Genomic DNA, 18,719 nt, shown 5'->3' with positions numbered 1-18,719 from the left:
GGAGGCCAAATAGAATCGGAGCTCCGATACCACCCACGAGGGGTCATGAGCCGGGTCTTTGTGGTCCGGCGAAGCTGGGAGTGGAGGCAGCAATGCAGAGCGCCGGTAAATCGAAGTCCTTTGAATGTGCCTCATCCGCGGGCACTTTGGCCAACGACTTTTCACACGTCGGCATCTATTTCGTATGCCGATCGAACAGGTAAAACCAAATAAGCCGAACTTCCGCCTGGTTCTCGTTCTATTCTGCGTGACCATTGTCGCTGTTCTGATCCTCGCTCTCGTGTTTGTCAAGTTCGATGGCAATCACTTTTCGCTAGGACATCCATCCCGACAGTCAAAGACTTCCGTCGTGGCCTTTCGAACTCCGCACGTGTTTGCTTGAAGGGGCAGGCGTTTTGCGGGTGCCACCTTCGCGAGCGTAAAAAAATGGGCCTTGCGGGCGGCTCAACGCGCCGGGCAAGGATAAGAAGATCGTCGCTGTCGCTGCGGGCAACAGTCTTCCTTCGTCATATCGTTTCAGAGTCTTATCGAACGTTGGCCCTGCCCCCTGCCATCGCGAGAAGTGACTGACGGAGCTGGCCCACTGCCCCAGCATCCTCGATCAAGACTGAACGCAAAAAGTGTCCGAACGCAATCAACAATCTGTCGCTTAACTGATATAACTTTTGACATCACGCACTAGACGACGAGTGCTGCTCGAATCATTTTCAATATCCGGTATAGGGAGAAGGTCTGAAAAGACGGTTGAACTGATGGACCGGTAATCTATGGGCAGGACTAGCGAGTCTGAGGCGCGTGTTCTTCAGTTTGTCTATCTGCCACCGGGGGACAAGACTATGAGCGAATCGACGAGTCGTGTAATGCGCGAGGGGGGATCATTACTGCTGACGACGAACAGGTCATTGCAAACACGTTGGCCATCATCCTTAATCAAGCCGGTTTTAGCGCGCGGGCCGTCTATAGCGGTGAGAGTGCCCTAGAAGCTCTGAGCTATTTCAAGCCAGACATGCTCATTAGTGACGTGATTATGCCTGGGATGACCGGCATCGAAGTTGCCATCCGCACACGCGAGATTTTGCCTACGTGCAAGATCTTGCTGTTTTCAGGGCAAGCAGCTACCTCTGATCTTCTGGAAACTGCACGGGCTAAGGGGCATAATTTTGAAATTCTTGCGAAGCCGGTTCACCCGGCTGACCTGCTGGCGAAATTACGATCGTTCGACTCAGATAGGGGTTCGGACTCTCGTCGTAGCGAATCCGGCGTTTCGGAGAATAGGGGCGGAAATTGGGCAATCTGAGAACCTCATTCCCGCTACTCTGCGTCCGACTCGTTTGAGACTCTCATTGTTCGATCGAATCTCTAACGGCCGCAGGTCGATCTATCGCTTGACCCACAGCCGCATCTCCTCTGTAAAATCTACTGGTTGCATCCACAATGGGTTTGATTGGAGGCGTCATGCTTATCGGGCAAGCCTCGACACTGCAGGTTGACGATCCGCTGAAACCGAACAGCGAACGGATCTTTGCCGACGGGGAGATGGCCGAGCGGATACGCCGTCACCCATGGGAGACCACGGCGATCGGCGCGATATCCGAATGGTCCGAGACCCTGCTCTGCGCCGTCAATATGATGCTGGAGAGCCAGTTCCCCATGCTCCTGATCTGGGGGCCTGAGATGGTCGTGCTTTACAACGATGCGTGCATGCCGCTTGAGGGGGAGAAGCATCCTGATGCCTTAGGACGAACCGGGCAAGAGTGTTGGCCAGAAGCGTGGCATATTCTGGCACCAAAGCTGAGGTCCGTTCTGGAGCAGGGCGCGAAACTTTACTTCGAGAACGAACTGATTCCGATCTTGCGGCAGGGAGCCCTGACGGATCTCTACTGGACCTACAGCTATAGTCCCGTTCGCGACCCGACGGGCGCGGTTTCAGGCATCCTTGCCGTCTCCCACGATGTTACGGCGAAGCTGAAAGCAGAACGCGAGCGCGACACCATCGCGGCAAACCTGAAGAATGTGCTGGAGAGCACGACCGATGGCCTTGTGGTTTTGGACAAGCAGGGCCGGTATACCTATGTGAACGAGCAGGCGGCGCGGATCGTTGCTTTGCGGCCTGAGGAGATGATTGGCAGGACGCAGTGGGAGCTCTTCCCGCACGCAGCGGAGTCGGAGTTTGGCAGGCAATACCGCCGGGCTATAGAAACAGGGAGACCTCGCCACTTCGACAACTTTTATCCGGAGCCGCTGAACGCCTGGTTCGAATGTCACTGCTATCCATCGGAACATGGCGTTTCCATCTACTTCCGGGATGTAACTGAGAAGAAAGAAACGGAGCGAGCTCTCCGGGCCAGTGAGTCGCGTTTCCGCAAACTCTTCGAGTCGGACATGATGGGAGTCGCCATCCCGGACCGGTTTGGCGCTTTCCGTGAGAGCAACGATGAACTCCTTAGAATGACCGGCTACACGCGTGAGGACCAGGAAGCGGGCCTGGTGCGATGGGATACGATGACGCCTCCTGAGTATGCCGATCTGGACCGTGCGCATATCCAGGAGGCCGCCAAGCGAGGAAGTTGTACGCCTTACGAGAAGGAGTACATCCGCAAGGATGGCAGTCGTGTACCGATCTTGTGCGGCTATGCCCTCTTGGAGGAGACCGAGGATGAGTACGTCGGTTTCGTGCTAGATCTTAGCGAACAAAAGCAGGCAGAGCGCGGGCTGCGAGAACGGGAGGAGCGTTTTCGTGCCCTGGCGGAAAGTCTGCCTCAACTTGTCTGGATGGCGAACTCCAACGGGGAAACCACGTACTGCAATCAACGCGTCTTTGAGTACTTCGGGGTCGAAGCGAGCGAGACGGAGATCCCCTTATGGCGGGACCGCTTCCATCCCGAGGACATGGAAGACACCTTTGCCGCCTGGCGCAAATCGATAGAACGATCCGAGCCATACCAGGTCGAGTACCGTCTGCGCCGGCATGACGGCCAATATCGGCACTTTCTTGCACGAGCAGTTCCCGTGCGGAACGAAGCCGGAGATGTAGAGCGCTGGATCGGCAGTTGTACGGATATTCACGAACAGAAGCTTGCGGAACGCGGCCTGCGAGAGCGCGAGGAGCGCTTTCGTATCCTCGCAGATAGCCTGCCCCAGCTTGTCTGGATGACCGATGATTCGGGCGAGAACACCTACTGTAATCAGCGCTACCTGGACTACCTGGGCGTGACGGAGGCCGAGAGGCCAAACATTCAGTGGCTGGAGCTGGTGCACCCGGAGGATCTCGCCCCGACACTGAAGCTCTGGAACCACTCCGTCGAAACCGGAGAGCCTTATTTAAACGAATTCCGGCTGCGGCGAAAGGATGGCCTCTTCCGGTACTTCCTCGCGAGGGCAGTTCCCTTCAGGAACGATGGGGGCCAGATAGAGCGGTGGATCGGGAGCTTAACGGACACTCATGAGCAGAGGCTGGCCGAGGATGCGTTGCGCAAGTCGGAAAAGCTGGCGACGGCCGGCCGGCTCGCCGCCAGCATCGCGCACGAGATCAACAATCCTCTGGCAGGCGTCACTAACTCCCTGTATCTCGCGCTGCAGGACGACTCGCTCAAGACGGACACAAAGAGCTATCTCCAGACTGCCGAAGAGGAGCTGCGGCGGGTCGCGCACATCACCACACAGACTCTCCAATTTCACAGACAGTCGACCTCACCGGCGCCGACCGACATCTGCGATATCGTCGACTCGGTCCTTGCTCTCTTCGGGCAACGGCTGGCGAGTAAGAGCATCCGCGTGAACGCCGATTGCGAACGGGGAGCAGTTGCAACCTGTCTCGGAGGCGAGATCCGCCAGGTCATTGCCAACATCGTCGGCAACGCAATGGACGCGATGCCGCACGGCGGATCTCTTCGCGTGAGGGTGAAGAGATCCAGGAGCTGGGCGAAGGAAGGTCCAGACGGTGTAAAGATCGTTGTCGCCGACTCCGGACACGGAATCTCTCCGGCAGTCATGGAGCGCCTCTTCGAGCCTTTCGTCTCTACGAAAGAAGCTACCGGGATCGGGCTTGGCCTTTGGGTATCCCATGGGATCGTGCGTAAACACGGAGGCACGATACGAGTTCGCAGCAAATCCAAGCCTCAGCCTTCGGGTACAGTTTTCGCGGTTTTCATCCCGTCGGCGTCGATGGTTCTATGAGTCATCCCAACGAAATGCACAAGTAAGTCACCGCTTCAATCGGGCGTTCGCACTCTGAAACATGGCGATTCCACGCCGCGCATCGATTATCGATAAAAGCCGAGTCACTCTTCGACACTGTGGTTGTTAGCGACCATCTATTTCCTTGGCCTCAAGAAGAGGGAAGTATGGGCCTCAGATTTGTCAGCGACTTCGAACTCTGTAATGGCTATATCTGAGAGTGTTCCTTCATCAACGCTGCCGTCCGTGTGACGAAGAATGAACCAACCTTCACGATCGGCTGCATTCTTGACTGTCATATGCGGTCTCTGGCCATCAGGGCTGTAGTAAAAAACACTGGCAACGGTCGTACCTTCCTTGGGAACTACTGCACTCGAACCAGCATTCTTGCCAGCGTCGGGTTGGCGGCCCAAAACTTTCAGAACTGCACGCACAATCTCATCGTAGTTATCGCTGTCGCTGACTTTACCGATTCGGCTAGCGAGAATCAGGTTGTATTTCTGAAAGTCATACTCGGTGATCTGGTGCCAGATCGGCAGAATTAGAGTTTCGCCAAGCTTCTCACGTGCGAGCAGTCCACTGATCTCTGCTTCCGTCCACTTTCTCTCCGCCAGATACGGTTTTGACAAGACGGCGATCACTTTGCGACAGTTCTTGAGACCTTGATTTATTCCGCGCTGAAGATCCTCGCCCCACTCCAGGCAATCTTCGTCGAACCAGACCGTGACATCTGCTTCCCTCAGGGCCGTCACCAGCCCTCGCACCCACCGCTTATCCGGCGAAGCATGCGACATGAAGATGTCCCAGGTTTGTTGTGCGCGTATTTCTGACGCTGGCGGCTTTCTTGTGATCTCTTGCTCGATCCGTGCGACCGGCTTCGGAGTCGGCGTAGTGACAGTCGCTGGGGATGTCGGCTGGCGCTTCGGGATATCTAACTCCTGGCGCACCTTCTTGTTCTCGATCGCACGCCTCCGTGCCATCATGGACTCACGAAGACCAATTTCCAGGCGTTGATCCATGTGCAACATCGTTCCGCGAAGGCTGTTGAAGTGTCACTCGACTTTAGCACTCTCACGCTTGATGTGGCCGAGGACATCATATCCAGCAGACGCATTCGACACCGTGATGAATAGATCCTTGCCGAGGACGTCTCCGACAGCTATCGTCCCATTGAAGGCAGAGGGCTTGAGCCTGAAAGCTGCAGGATCGCCTTCGAAAGCTACATAGATGATGGTCTCGTTTTCGCGTTCATCCTTGGACCACTGATCAGGCTTCAACGTGGGAATGTCGAGCATGTATCGATGCTTCAGTTCCTGAATAAATGATTCGTCGAGCGCTTTGTCATCCGGGACTGAGTTGTACTCCTGCCCTAAACGCGCTTTCTGATATTCCACAAACTGGTAAATGTCGTGGTCCTTGAACAAGATCCGTGCTCCGATCACCTCTCGCCTCCGGCCAAATCTCCGCATAGATCATCTTAGAACCCGCTCCACAATCATCCTAGACAAGCCGATGCAATCGGCTAGGACCGACACGAGACGGGTCGATGACCAGCTGATGTTCTGGTCACGCGCCAGATGAACAGCCGCAATGATGACGATCGTCGAAGCAAACCGGTCCTTGATACGCTGCTCTTCCTCGCGCGCGGCCGCCCTCTTCATCTCGCACATGCGATGATTGTCAGCGAAAAAATGACGAAGATACGCGACGGCGTCCGCGCCGAAGGGTGCATGCGCCACCGGAGTTTTCAGCACACCATTTTCCGTCGATATTATCCTTTGGAAAAAGGATGAGAACGAGGGGTCAACATGCAATTAGCGAAGAAGTTTGAAACGTACGCACACGCGAACTTCTCCGCACAGAAACGCCGCATCCTCTACATCGGAAAAGCCACGCGCGGGGATTGCCAAGACATGATTTACTCGCAAGTGCATGAAGGACTTCAAACGTCTTTTTGGCATTTCGCGCGCAGGATAAGCAGACTTGCGGACCCGAACGTCGAAAATTACTGCAATCTTGCATGGTGCAACATCTTCAAGCAGGGCGTTATACGAGGCAATCCGGGCAGGCAGGAAGCTGAGCTTCAACGAGCGCAGGCGGAGGACGGACTTCGTGAGGATCTAAGGACGCTTCAACCTACCCTTATCGTCCTGGTCGCAGCTGGCTACTATGAGGAGATTCCTAAGGCGGCTTTCTGCATGGAATCAGACACCGGTCCTTCAGCGTTGGTGGAGACGCGTATCCGCTTCGATGATGGGAGGGATTATAGATTTCGCCTTTGGTCGCGGGCACCATACCAAGGCTTTCCACCCATCGTTTGGATGCGGCACCCCAGGGAAAGCCTAGACAGTATCTGAGCGCGGCGCTTTCACTGATAGAGCATGTCGCCGGATGGTGATGGGGGCCGGTATTTAGGCTTCGGTGACTCGGTGGATTCAGCCGCACGCTCGAGCCAACAATCGCTAGAACAGCACGTCACAAACGGGTAACACCTGTAAATTGAGGTGGTCATCTGACAGACGATTCGTCTTGGCGAATGATTATGATGTTGAGGCATGACGTGTTTGTTGCGCTCTTGGCTTCGGGAATCGGAGCTGCTGTAAGACGTGTCTCAAACGGTCGTTTGTGATATGCACCCTGCGAAGGGATAGGAGATGAATTCGCGAATGGGAGCGACCGACATGCGACGTGCAATCAGCTTGACGTTTCTTCTCACCCTCGCGTCTATGGCTCTGGGACAGGATGCGGGGTTCATGGACACGCGGCCTGGATCACAGCCTGAGCCTCACGTAACGGGTAGCTCCGCAGACGTCGGGGGTATGGGCTGCGTCGGCTGCGTCATCGTCGCTCCTTTGAAGATCGAGATTCAACGTCTCACGCTGATCGATTGCCAACCTTTTCCGATCTTCGGGATAATCGCCTGCAACAACTTTTATGTCTCCTGCGAGCATGTGTCAAGGACGGAGTAAAAGTAGACCAGTGTGGCGGAGCAAGAAGGGAGCCACTTGGGAGTCTAAGAAGAGTGTTGGGTATTGCGGGGGCGAGGGCCTCTGGAGCGTAGCGGAAGAGGCCTTCGCCTTCCCCCCAAGGCGCGTTTGGTGGGGTGGGGCTAGGCGTTGGGGTTCCGCTTTCGGCGGCTCTGTTTGAGGCGGAAGCTGTCGCCGTTCATCTCGAGGATGTAGACGTGGTGGGTGAGGCGGTCGAGCTGGGCTCCGGTGAGGCGTTCGGAGCCGAGAACCTCGGTCCACTCGGCGAAGGGAAGGTTGCCGGTGAGCGCGGAGGATGGGCTTGAGCGAGGAGTGGCCTCGGGGGGGACTATCCGGCTGTAGCGCCGATGAAAGGCCGCATCCGAAGCACGGCTGAGCGAGAGCCCCCGTCTGAAATGTGATTTAGAGCCAGATGATTAGCGCGTTTATTCGGGTGGAGGAGCCTCGCCGACCCTGCCGCATGCGAGGGCAAATCCCTGGTGACACGCAGTGACCGATTGCCCATAACCATTGTTTCTGGGCATACCGCCGCCGCTATCGGAATCCGCGGAGAATGCGCCCACCAGCAGTCGCAGTAGCAGGATCTCGGCCTCCTCATTTTGCTGCGCCTGTGCCTGGGCGCGCTGGCGTTGCGCTTCCTTTGCTTCTTCCTCCGCGCGGTCGTGCGCAAGTTTGTCTTTCTCGTACTTGGCTCTCCAGTATTCGGCCTTGGCGGCATCTTTAGGCTTGGCGTCTCCTTTGGCGTACATGTTCGACAAAACGTGTTCGCCGAGATAGTTACCTTGAGCGGAGGCCTTCTCGGCCCAGAGTGCGGCCTCGCGAATGTTCACGGGCACTCCGACGCCCCGATAGAAAATGGACGCAAGGGCACCCTGGGCTCCGGCATCGCCCTGTGTTGCCCCAATGCGCATCCAGCATATGGCGGTGGTGAGATCGTTGGCTTCCAACAGTTGTTCCGCGCGTTCACTGGCTTCCGCGACGGAGACGCGGGAGGAGGCATCGCAAGGGATGTGGAGCAAGCGCCGTTGTCCTAGTACCTGGTCGTCCTCTATCGCGCTGCCCCATGTGGCGGTAAAGGGGCCTGAGCCGGAGTTACCCGAAGTCCAGACAATCTTCCCCTTCACGACGCTGTTGCCGTCTTCGGATATCTGACCGGTAATGTCGGCGGTCAGTGGAAAGCGCCCCTTATCCGTGCGGTGCATGACGATTGATTCGCGGGTGAACCTCTCGACTGTATAAATGCTCGTGTTTTCCGGCCCGAAATTGATGTAGTGGTCCTTGTCCCACATGATCGGAAAGCAGCGGGCGATGCATAGATGCATCACCGGGGGAACCTCGGGTTCTTCCGTCTGAAAGACGAGGGGTGGCCGCGGCCCTGCGGAAACATGAGCGGGGCGGCCTGAAGGCTGGTTCGCGGTTGCGGTCGTGTCCTGCGCGCCCAGGGCGGTGATGGAGAATGCGGCAAGTATGAGAGCCGCGAGTCGTGTGCCCGGCATGTTTTTGATCCTCCGGAATTTCACATATCTATTTACGTTCGGCGGCAGGAAATGGTTCGTGGACTCTTCACCGTCCGGACTGGATTGGCATGCGCTCGCGGGCGAATGACCATCCGTTGCGTGATCGGATGATCTCAGAAGTTGCTAATAATAACCAACCAATTGTGTGAAGGGCACAAATCAGAATGCCCGAATCAGCTCCAGGTTTATGCTCGATACGTGCTGAAGTTTGTGACACTCCTGTGACACTTTTCCCGGTTTTCCGTCGACCCAAGTCCATATGGCACCGTATGATCTGACATGCTGCAACGGCTATGAAACCCTTGTCTGAAGCGGGTGAAACGCTTTATATAGCTCATTCTGAAGATCTTCATCGTAATGGCAGAAGAGAATCCCACTCTCCGCTATAGATTTGTAAGTGATTCATTTTGTTACGGTTAATAGGTTAACTAGCACTCTGCTACCCAATTTGCAAGGCATAATCGGAAAAGTCGCTGTGATCGGTGTATCAGCCCTAAAAGGGGCGCGATACATGAAATCACCTGTCCGGTTTTCCCTTCGGGTTGGTCTCCAAGACGGTACTTATCCCTATCTAGCGGCAACATATGCCAGCAATGGCCACCTGCGGGCCCACACCGCGACGCGCCAGTCAGCGGTACACCAGCCAAAGGCCTAAACACCAACTCGAACCGAGACACGCTCACGGACTGGCTCGTATAGCGCGATGTCCTTGTTGTGACCCAGCTCTTCCGCTGCGGATTGTCAACGGGTCAGTGACGCTCAATGGAGGATGACATACGATCCGTCTACCTTATTTCCAGGGACCAACGTATGTAAGTCTCGTCCTGCAGGTGAAAGATCCTGGAGGAATTCTCGACACCTTCGATATCCGCGACTTCGCTGGCCCACGCGGCACGTCGACCCTCAAATAACGGACTCGGCGCGACGATCGGCTCGCTCGAATCTCAGTTGTCGAGAGCCGCAGCTATCTGCTCAATTGCCGCGAGGGGTTTCGCAAAGTCTGGCTCCAATCCATACCGCGTCTGTAAGAAGGCGGGAGAGTTGTAGCTGATCTTTGTGCGGCCATCCGGGCCTTCCGCAATCAGAATCTTGAGCGGGAGATCGAGAGCGCAGTCTGGTGCAGCGAGCATGGCTGGCGTTCCGGCTCGAGGATTGCCAAAGATGACGAGCTTTGTGTCGTGCATCTCCATGCCCACCTTGGCCGCTTCTCCACTGTGGTCAACGACCGCAAACACGGTAATTCTTTTTATCTGCAGAAGCGATAAGAGATGCGCGAGCACATCTTTTACAGACTTTGCAGTGGTGATATGCGAGATCCCGTTATTCCCTGTTTCCATGATCGTTCCTTTCGTCTTCATCTCAAGGCTGGGAGCAAGTTTCGCCAGATCCGGATGGAACGTAGCGTCGGTCGGACACTCGGCGCAGGACACTTCGCCCCTTGGCCCGTACCATAGCAGATAAATGCGATGCCGCTCCGTTTTTTCAAGACGAACACGAACACCGGTTAACACTTGTTTCTTAGTCTGTTGAGTTAGCTCGTCTAAAGATCGCTTATACCCACGGAGGATAGAGCTCCTCAAAATAAAACCTGCGCAAGGGCATAAGCGATCTAAAATGCAGTGGCTGAAAGAATTCATAATGTCTCACCTGATGAAATGTACAGGCTAACTTCCATGGTTTCGGAGGTGGCTCGTATTGCACCTCGCGTCTGGAGTTCATAAATAGCGAAGGACTTTACCTTCATAAAGATAAAGGAGCACCTCGATGGCCAAGGTTATAGCCGGAACGCTTGCATACACATACGGCTCGGCAGAGGTTGGCACCTCGCCAGTCTCCCTTAAGGAGCTCGAGGATCTGAAGGTCGCTGTAGGCTTCACCGCAGAGGACGTGCAATACCTGCGCAAAGCCGGAGCTGTGCTCGAAAGCCAGACCCGGCAAATCGTGGAACACTGGCGGAGTGGCATCATAGCCAGCATCCCGAACCTCGCACGTCACTCGCGAACTCCCGCTGGCGAACCCATCCCGAAGTATCTCGCGCAGAGCAACCTACGTTTTGAGCAGTGGATCTTGGATACCTGTCTGCGTCCTTACGATCAGGACTGGCTGAACTATCAGCAGGAGATCGCTCTCAGGCATACAAGCCTAAAAAAGAACCAGGCGGATGGCGTTGAGTCCACCGCCTACGTTCCCTTCCGTGATATCGCTGCATTTGTTGCGGTGCTGAACGACACGATCAAGCCCTACCTCGGGTACGGTCCAGCTTCCGCGGACGAAGTCGATGCCATGCATCGTGCATGGTGCCGCTCCCTTCAATTGCAAATCGCACTGTGGTCCCGGCTCTACATGGACCTAGCCAAAGCGAAGAACGAATGGTAATCCCGCAGGAGCCGCCAATGACAATGATCGAAGCGGATGCGAATCAACCACCCGAAGAGTATGACCTCGTCGTTCTGGGCAGTGGAGAAGGATCGAAGTTTCTTGCCTGGACGTTCGCAAGGCAAGGCAAACGGGTCGCTGTTATCGAGCAGCGTTGGATCGGCGGCTCTTGCCCGAACATCGCTTGCCTCCCCAGCAACAACTTCATTCACAGCGCGAAGGTAGCCTCCTACTTCGCGCGTGTCGAAGAGTTCAGCATTTCAACCCCCGGATACACCGTCAACATGAGCAAGGTGACCGACCGCAAGCGAACCATGGTCAAGGGCCTTGTCGACATACACGTCCACAACTTCGAAACCAGCGGCGTGAACTTCATCCTCGGTCACGGACACTTCGTCGGCCCGCGGACCATCGAGGTCAATCTGCAAACAGGCGGCACACGCCGCCTGCGTGGAACCAACGTGGTCATCAGAACCGGCACGTACGCTACGCGCAACGCTATTCCAGGCTTTAAAGCCGCAAAACCGATGACGCATATCGAAGCACAGGGACGGGATGAGATTCCCTCCCATCTTCTGATTCTGGGCGGAGGCTCTATTGGCCTGGAGTTCGCACAAGCGATGCGCCGTCTCGGCAGTAAGGTCTCCATTCTCGATCGCAACGCAACGCTGCTTCATCGCGAAGACTCGGAAGTTACATCCGGATTGGAAACCCTCTTCCATGATGAAGGCATTGAGCTGATTCTCGACGCCACAATACAGAACGTGATGGGTACTTCGGGTCAGTCCGTAGCGGTCACATACCTTCACCAGAGCAAAGAGGAGACCGTCCAGGCAAGCCACTTGCTCGTCGCCTTGGGACGCACGCCAAAGACGCAGGGACTTGGTCTCGAGCTAGCCGGCGTAGCCGTTACAGAAAGCGGATATATCAAGGTCGATGAACATCTGAAGACTTCGGCCAAGGGAGTATGGGCCAACGGCGAAGTGGCTGGCAGCCCGCAATTCACGCACATCGCCTTCGACGACTTCCGCATCCTGCGCGACAGTCTCAGTGGCGGCAACCGCGTCACCACGGGTCGCCTGGTTCCGTCTTCCATGTTTACAGACCCCGAGCTGGCACACGTTGGGTTGACCGAAGGGGAGGCCAAAGCCAAAGGCATCTCCTACCGCCTCTTCAAGATTCCAATGGCTTCCGTCTTACGCACACGGACGCTCTCAGAGACACGCGGATTCATGAAGGCGTTGGTTGGTGCAGACGATCGCATCCTCGGCTTCACGGTCTTTGGCGTCGACGGTGGAGAGATCATGTCGGCCATCCAGATCGCGATGATCGGCAACCTCCCTTATACCCCGATCCGCGACGCAGTCCTGGCCCACCCAACGCTCATGGAAGGGTTAATCGTGCTGCTCTCCGCAGCTCCGGTCTCCGTCGAAGCGGCATAACCCGCGTAGGCGGCGACCCTGGAGGCAGAATCGAAACGGCCATTGGAATGACATCTTTGACCATGCAATTCATTTGACAACACTTACGGCAGGGACAATTCCCTTCTCCGCCACACGGTCCGGACCCCCTGCAATGGCGGGAGCCTGCGCCATCGTACTGAAAGTCTGCTGACGGGGCGATCCTTTTGTCCGGATGCGCCGAGCGAAGTAAAGACGGTCTTTCACTTCAGCCTTGCCATGATTTCTTTCCGGTTGTCCGTGAAAAGATCAACAAACTGTATTTCCGCATCGCCATGGGCTTATTTAGCTTCCCCGATCGACAATTCGCGACTGCTATCTACATGCTTTTCTGCTAATAACACCCTCGCGCTCGCCGGGTTACGTTATCGATCAGAGGACTTCGAAAGTCCAGTCGAAGGCCGTAGATGCTTCCACCTCGCACCGGGGCGGGTGGCCGGATTTTGAAGATTGTCTTTTATACATGCTCAGCTGTGGCGTCAGTGAAGTCCATGTATGCTCACTGGCATCGACACTGTTGCACGTCGTCGGCTTCTTAATGCGCTCTGTACTTTTCGGGAGCCACAGGACAGAGGCTATAACGGAGGATCATGCTTGAAATCAAAATTTCCTTCTCTTCTGATCGCAATCGGACCGGCCTATTATCGCTCCTAACAAGTAGCGGCAACTTGCTGCTAGGACCGTTTTCGGTATGTGGAAGAGCAAACGATTTCGCTGCAAGCGAACACGGGAATCCATTCCGGTCGCCTCTATTGCCTTATGGTGACACGCCCATTGGAGAGTATAGAGTTCGGGGCATTGTCCATACAGGATTTGGGAGTGTATTCGACGCCGGCAAGTATGGTCGTGCCGGCATGATCGTGCTTGAACCCGCTTCCGGTCAGGCAATGCTTGCCACCCAGTACGATCGCCATGTGCTCCTGATTCATGGTGGAACGCCGGAGCCAAAGAGCGGTCTGCTCTATGCGACCAACGGATCAGTTAGGATGTATGACGATGATTTGCGCGACCTGATCACTAAAGTTCGTGCCGAGTTATCGGTGAAATGTGACATAGAGGTAACGAGTATCTCTGCCAGAAGTACTCGCGTAACTCTAGATCCGCAATATGACGAGGGCGATCCGCCGCCGATTGCAACCGAACTCATGTCGGGCGGAGCAAAGCATATCGTATGCGCGACTTCTCAAACCAGCGGTGTCCGTCACCGCTATCGCGTTTTACAGCAAGTGAGAGGATTCGCACAGCTGTCAGGCTATTCTATGCGGATGCTTTGGGGTGTAACTTCCGGAGTCTCTTATTGCCGGCATGAAGACTTATTCGAAGACATTCCCGGAGTTGAGATAGAGAATATATCTGAGGAAGAGCTAAGAAACATATCGGGCCAGGTACGAGCCGGCAGGGTTCTACATAAGTGGGAGACGCTGCACGCGTTGGCCCCTCGTGAAACTCCGGTCGATCGCTTCTTCGCCTGGGACTGCGAGATAGCAGAGACCCTGGGTAAGCGTATCCCATTACCGGCCGCCCCACTCATCGCAAAGCTTTGCCCTTTATTACAAGCACAAGCGGATGACTATGGGAGGCAAATCGGAGTTCACGATCGACTTGGCATTCGAGTCAGAGTTACTGAAGCGGCAAACGACCATCGTCAACCCCATCGAATCAAGTCCGAGTTGGACGCTACACTTGCGGCTCTTTACATGATCCCATCGCGGGTTCCGGTATTTATCGCTACCGACTCCGAGTATGTCCAGCAATGTTTGACGGCGCACTTTGAGGATTTTCGAGTTGTGCCCAAGCAATTTGAACAACAAGAGGCTACCGGCAGATATATCCATCGGATCGACAAAGAAGCATTGTGCATGTTTCTAGTAGAAGTGGATTGCCTCTGCTCTTGCCGGCAGATCATTAACATTGGTGGCTTCCTGAACGACAGCCAGATCTATTCCAATGTGATTCGAGAGCCATATCGTGAAACCTTACCATGTGATCTAAGGGCACCTATCTCGTCAGGCTGGCCAGCTAAGGCATTCCTCAGGAGAGCCTTAAGTGAGGGACAGCGCATGACCCTTTGGGCTTACTCAAGAGACATCCATTGAAAGGTTTTATTCATGTTTGTTGTGGCCGCACCGCGACGCGAGGGCAAGCCGAAAGTGCGTCTGCCTTGCGGTCTGCTCGGAAGCACTTTCAATAGGCGACTGTGCCGCTCAGACTTAAATTCCGGCGACTACAAATATAGCTCTTGACAAAATTCCGGAAACTATATTTGATGGCGGTCGCGGGAGAATCCCATGAAGAGCGCCACTCTCCGTCGTCTGCTGCACTGCATTTTCATGGTCTTTCTGACGCTGTCGTTCGAAGGCGTCGCCACGCAGGCGCAGTCTTCCCCACAGGTCCGCATGAAATGGCAGACTTTCATCAGTGGGCCGGGCGGAGCGGCACGTCTGGCCAGCCTGAAGAAGGCAGTGCTGAAGATGAAGTCGCTGGACAACGCGCTGCCAGCCTCGGTCGACTTCCGCCGGAGTTGGAAGTACTGGGCCAACATCCACGGCTACTACGGTCCGCAGAGCATGGACGGCACCGTCGCGCTGCACATTGCGGACCTCAACAATAGTGGCCTTGGCAGCTACGTTTCGTACTACAACAACATCGCCGACCAGACCCCGCCGGACCAGATCGCGCAGGCGGTATGGGCCACGTGCAAGCACTCGTCGGACTCGGGCGCAGGGCAGGCGAATTTCTTTGGCTGGCACCGCATGTACTTGTATTACTTTGAGCGCGTACTGCGCTGGGCGGCGCAGGACAATACACTGCGTCTGCCTTATTGGGACTACACCAACTCCGCTCAGGAAGCCATTCCGGCTGAGTTTCGCAATACTTCCTCGACGATGTACGACCCGAGGCGCGACCCCGGGATGAACGGAAGCTCAACTCTGAGTGCAACTTCGACCAACATCGACGCGGCACTGAGAAATCCAAACTACCTCAGCTTCGAGTACGGCGTTGAGACTGGCATCCATGGCTATGTTCACTGCGCCGTCGGGCCCACCTGCCCGGTTGCGGATATGGGCGACGTGCCGGTTGCTGGCAACGATCCCATTTTTTATTCGCACCATGCCAACATCGATCGCATCTTCGCCTGCTGGCAGAACCTGCATCCCACACCCACGGGCCAGCCATGGGAGGCGCAGACCTTCAGCTTTCCGGATGAAACCGGCAATCTACAGACCAGGCCGGTGAGCGACTTTTTAGACTCCACAAGCTTGGGTTACGTTTATGAAAATGTCGCCTCCTGTTCACGCAAGGTGACGCGGCAGCCTGTCCGCCACGCGGAATTAGCATTCCAAATCATGTCGACAGAAGAACGTTTCCCTAACGTTGTAGGCGCGTCCAAGCCGCTGCCGATCAATGGGCCGCATATCACGGTCGATATTGCGGTACCGGTCGCCAAGATGCAGGCGCTGGTAAAGCCAGTCGGCGCGACGCCCAGCAGCATCCTGGTGCTGCGCGACGTCAAGGCCTACAGCCCCCCAGGAACACTGCTGAACGTATACGTGTCGAAGCAAGGCAATCCCGGCGAGCGGCAGTTTGTGGGAACGATCAACTGGTTCAACGCCTTCCACCATCGCGATCAGCCCAGCGTCCGCACGCTGGAGTTCGATCTCTCCGACCAGCTGCGAGCGCTGAACGTATCCCCGACGACCGCCGGCGTCACCATCACGTTTGAGGCCACCGACGGTCGCGTGCCGATTGGGTCTCCTGGAGCGGCGGCAGCGCCGCAGGCCATCCGGCCAGAGGTCCTGAGGGCTTTCCGTCCGGAGGCCAATGTGCAGGTCGGCACCATCGAGCTTCGCCAAGCCAACTGAGGTCAGCCGCAAGGCGGCTCGCATCTGACCTTGGTCTGGTACGCGTGCCAGCGGACTTGTCTGTGACCATCGGCGACCGTCTTCAGATCTCCGGGGAGGCGCCCAAGCGCGGTTAGACCCCGGCCCGATTCCGACCGGAAGAGAGTCTCAAGGAGACTGCTGAGTTCTTCGGACACTGGCGGCGGCATCTACGCCAAACTAGCAAACGGAGTGGCTCAATACAACTGGCCTCAGACTGAACGGCGAAGTCCAACGATTTGCGGAAACGATCACTGAAGACCATCAGCAAACTAGCGGCTCAAGCCGACGGGCACTCGACACGGACTGCTGGCGCAAGTTTGCGGTCTACGAGAGATCCTCGAGGTCTGCTGTCCCCTGGAGTTTATAACCACTTACAGAGAACGTGATATTGATGGCGGTAAGCGCTGAAGTGTCGATCACGGTGGAATCATCGATATATAACCGCCATTTCGCCATCACGCCACGTCCCCAAAAGCTGAAGGGTGGGACCTGCGTCGTGTCCGCCGGTATGAACCCGCTCAGCCCTGTAGCGGAGCTAGAGAAGCCTATGGCCTCGTCGCGCGGCAAAAGGTTGAATTCGATAGTTTTCTGGTCGGTATGACTGAGCATCAACCAATGGCCGGAGTGCGAAATCTAGACATTCACCGGATCTTCAGACGCGGCGCCCAACAACTCCAGACTTATGCCAACGACCTTCATCTCGAAGACGTCGGGCGGCAGTCCGGTGGCATCCGTCAGGCTGAATTGCAAACTTCTGCTGGTCGTGAACTGCTCAATCGAGGCGGTGTCCGTGATGAAAACAGGCACCAGGGGATGCACGACATCAAAGCCCGTTATCTCGCCCGTGTTCAATTGGTTGTAGATATCTTCGGCCGTCGCCACGTAACTGGGCAGGAACGCGAGAACCGCACCGTATTTACCAGCGCGGACGGCGGGGTTTGAGTAAGGCGACTGGTCAAGGTCCGGGGATATGTGACCATAATCGAACCGAACGCTTATGGGCTGGACCTGGTACACCTCCAAAGCACGGAATGATTGAAAGACGTCGTTGGTGACCCGATCCGAGAGGAGTTGGTAAGAGTGGAGGAGTTGACCTGTAAGCGCATTGAGATCATTCACTGCGGTAGCCCAGTTTGCCTCGAGATTCTGCGCGTCGTTGACTTCGTTGGTCAGTTGAGTCACAAGTAGGTTCGCAGAATCCAGTTGCTCCTGCTCCTGCTGTTCGCGCAGGTTGGCGATCATGCTCTCCTTGGTGAGCTCCCCGAGCTGACTAAGCTGGCCTCCAGTCGTATCGCCTCCGCTGACCTGGCTCAGCGTCTTGCCAAGGTTGATTAGCGATTTTCCCTTGTTCAGCAGCGTGTCCAAGCCGCCGCCGATAGAACTGGGATCGGCAGTATCGCCGCCGGCAGCAAGGTATTGCGATTGTCCGTCAGCCGCATCCGTCTCCACGGCTGCGATGCCAGCTGCGATGGCGACGATAGCACCCGCCCCGGTCGACATCCCCGCCACGACGCCCGCTACGATGCCTATGGTGCTGACGATGTTGCCGAAGGAGAACGGATTGCTGCTGGAGGCCAGCTGCTGTTTCAGCGTCGCAATCTGGCTCTGCAGAAGACTGCTCTGTTGCTGGGCCGCGGTCAAACCGGCCTGGGCTTCGGGCACTCCGAAGGTCTTTGCCTGGGTCAACTGGTCTTTCAGTGTCGACAGGGTCAATTGCAGATACTGTAGCAACGCATTCAAAAGCTGATCGGTATCGGCAGAGCTCTGGTAGCTCTGATACGCGCTCAAAAGGTTCTGGATAAGCGGTTGCGGAGATGAAATCAAGAGAGAAGTCGAGGACGATGTCGAGATCGCGAGGCAGGCCCGAGGGCGTTTGCTGCTGTACGAGCCGCTTCAGCAGGAAGGCCGCTTCCGTATTGGTTGGGTCTAACTGCAGTGCGGTCTGGAACTCTGTAATTGCAGCCAGCATCGACGCCGGAGTGTACTGCCGAAAAGATGCTGCCCAACCTGAACCCGATAAGCGGCCCATGGGGGATATTGTGCGGGGTCAAGGGATCCCCAGACCTCGCTACTGTCAACGCGGCCAATGGATACGCTCCCACTGGGGCCCCGCGGCCCTGGAAGTCCTTTCGGCCCAACGGGTCCGGGCTTGCCGTACCCAAATATGCCCCCTCCGCCTTTGAATGGAGGGCCGCCTGGGCCGCCTGGGCCGCCCGGGCCACCGGGACCACCCGGACCGCCAGCTGAGAGGCCGTGCGGAGCTGATGTTGCAGTCCCGAAATAAACGGTGATCGATCCACCGGGGCCGCCTTGCCCGCC

At 56.2% G+C, this 18,719-nt stretch carries 16 protein-coding genes; 8 read left to right on the top strand and 8 right to left on the bottom strand.

All coding sequences use genetic code 11. The features are described 5' to 3' along the window. The first annotated feature begins 844 nt into the window (after positions 1 to 844). Together OHL18_RS09150 and OHL18_RS09145 are read left to right on the top strand one after the other, a co-directional pair. On the top strand, positions 845 to 1,297 hold the full coding sequence (locus OHL18_RS09150; protein WP_263374622.1) for a response regulator: 453 nt from the start codon (positions 845 to 847) through the stop codon (positions 1,295 to 1,297). Between the two features lie 158 nt (positions 1,298 to 1,455). Beyond that, on the top strand, positions 1,456 to 4,176 hold the full coding sequence (locus tag OHL18_RS09145; protein ID WP_263374498.1) for a PAS domain S-box protein: 2,721 nt from the start codon (positions 1,456 to 1,458) through the stop codon (positions 4,174 to 4,176). Positions 4,177 to 4,313: 137 nt separating this feature from the next. Here OHL18_RS09145 and OHL18_RS09140 read toward each other — a convergent pair whose 3' ends face one another. Genes OHL18_RS09140 through OHL18_RS09130 form a run of 3 tightly spaced genes read right to left on the bottom strand, consistent with a single transcriptional unit; the run spans position 4,314 to position 5,930 of the window. After that, entirely contained in the window at positions 4,314 to 5,195 is an 882-nt protein-coding gene (locus OHL18_RS09140; protein WP_263374497.1) for a toll/interleukin-1 receptor domain-containing protein, read from the bottom strand. A 33-nt stretch (positions 5,196 to 5,228) separates the two neighbouring features. After that, a complete protein-coding gene (locus OHL18_RS09135) occupies positions 5,229 to 5,600 on the bottom strand; it encodes a hypothetical protein (protein ID WP_263374496.1) in 372 nt (123 codons plus the stop codon). Positions 5,601 to 5,648: 48 nt separating this feature from the next. After that, a complete protein-coding gene (locus tag OHL18_RS09130; protein WP_263374495.1) occupies positions 5,649 to 5,930 on the bottom strand; it encodes a hypothetical protein in 282 nt (93 codons plus the stop codon). A 54-nt stretch (positions 5,931 to 5,984) separates the two neighbouring features. Between OHL18_RS09130 and OHL18_RS09125 the strand changes: the two genes are divergently transcribed. Continuing rightward, positions 5,985 to 6,533, top strand: a complete 549-nt coding sequence (locus tag OHL18_RS09125; protein WP_263374494.1) for a hypothetical protein — start codon at positions 5,985 to 5,987, stop codon at positions 6,531 to 6,533. A gap of 324 nt (positions 6,534 to 6,857) precedes the next feature. After that, positions 6,858 to 7,145 (top strand): hypothetical protein, encoded by a 288-nt coding sequence (locus tag OHL18_RS09120; RefSeq protein ID WP_263374493.1) that lies wholly within the window; start codon positions 6,858 to 6,860, stop codon positions 7,143 to 7,145. 140 nt (positions 7,146 to 7,285) lie between these two features. On the opposite strand, the gene OHL18_RS09115 is transcribed toward OHL18_RS09120, so the two are convergent. From OHL18_RS09115 to OHL18_RS09105, 3 genes are all read right to left on the bottom strand, one after another. Then, positions 7,286 to 7,495 carry an ATP-binding protein gene (locus tag OHL18_RS09115; protein ID WP_317890482.1) on the bottom strand — a complete coding sequence of 70 codons (210 nt, stop codon included), beginning with the start codon at positions 7,493 to 7,495 and terminating at the stop codon, positions 7,286 to 7,288. Between the two features lie 93 nt (positions 7,496 to 7,588). Next, positions 7,589 to 8,659 carry a tetratricopeptide repeat protein gene (locus OHL18_RS09110; protein ID WP_263374492.1) on the bottom strand — a complete coding sequence of 357 codons (1,071 nt, stop codon included), beginning with the start codon at positions 8,657 to 8,659 and terminating at the stop codon, positions 7,589 to 7,591. A 965-nt stretch (positions 8,660 to 9,624) separates the two neighbouring features. After that, positions 9,625 to 10,017, bottom strand: coding sequence for a DUF302 domain-containing protein (locus OHL18_RS09105; RefSeq protein ID WP_263374491.1), 393 nt, complete (start codon positions 10,015 to 10,017; stop codon positions 9,625 to 9,627). A gap of 427 nt (positions 10,018 to 10,444) precedes the next feature. Between OHL18_RS09105 and OHL18_RS09100 the strand changes: the two genes are divergently transcribed. The 4 genes from OHL18_RS09100 (at position 10,445) to OHL18_RS09085 (ending at position 16,379) form a co-directional block, all read left to right on the top strand. Next, positions 10,445 to 11,056 (top strand): protoglobin domain-containing protein, encoded by a 612-nt coding sequence (locus OHL18_RS09100; protein WP_263374490.1) that lies wholly within the window; start codon positions 10,445 to 10,447, stop codon positions 11,054 to 11,056. 17 nt (positions 11,057 to 11,073) lie between these two features. Then, positions 11,074 to 12,498, top strand: coding sequence for a dihydrolipoyl dehydrogenase family protein (locus OHL18_RS09095; protein WP_263374489.1), 1,425 nt, complete (start codon positions 11,074 to 11,076; stop codon positions 12,496 to 12,498). A 608-nt stretch (positions 12,499 to 13,106) separates the two neighbouring features. After that, a complete protein-coding gene (locus tag OHL18_RS09090) occupies positions 13,107 to 14,612 on the top strand; it encodes a hypothetical protein (RefSeq protein ID WP_263374488.1) in 1,506 nt (501 codons plus the stop codon). Between the two features lie 192 nt (positions 14,613 to 14,804). Continuing rightward, positions 14,805 to 16,379: a tyrosinase family protein gene (locus tag OHL18_RS09085; RefSeq protein WP_263374487.1), complete on the top strand. Its 1,575-nt coding sequence runs from the start codon at positions 14,805 to 14,807 to the stop codon at positions 16,377 to 16,379. A gap of 345 nt (positions 16,380 to 16,724) precedes the next feature. Here the strand turns inward: OHL18_RS09085 and OHL18_RS09080 are convergent, their stop codons facing one another. Both OHL18_RS09080 and OHL18_RS09075 read right to left on the bottom strand, forming a co-directional pair. Continuing rightward, positions 16,725 to 16,967 (bottom strand): hypothetical protein, encoded by a 243-nt coding sequence (locus OHL18_RS09080; RefSeq protein WP_263374486.1) that lies wholly within the window; start codon positions 16,965 to 16,967, stop codon positions 16,725 to 16,727. Between the two features lie 66 nt (positions 16,968 to 17,033). Next, on the bottom strand, positions 17,034 to 18,188 hold the full coding sequence (locus tag OHL18_RS09075; protein ID WP_263374485.1) for a hypothetical protein: 1,155 nt from the start codon (positions 18,186 to 18,188) through the stop codon (positions 17,034 to 17,036). Positions 18,189 to 18,719: the final 531 nt, after the last annotated feature.

The sequence above is a fragment of the Granulicella aggregans genome, assembly GCF_025685565.1.
In the GTDB taxonomy this organism is placed as follows: domain Bacteria; phylum Acidobacteriota; class Terriglobia; order Terriglobales; family Acidobacteriaceae; genus Edaphobacter; species Edaphobacter aggregans_B.
The sequence above is the reverse complement of the archived record's forward strand: the minus strand, read 5'-3'. Positions and strand labels throughout refer to the sequence as shown.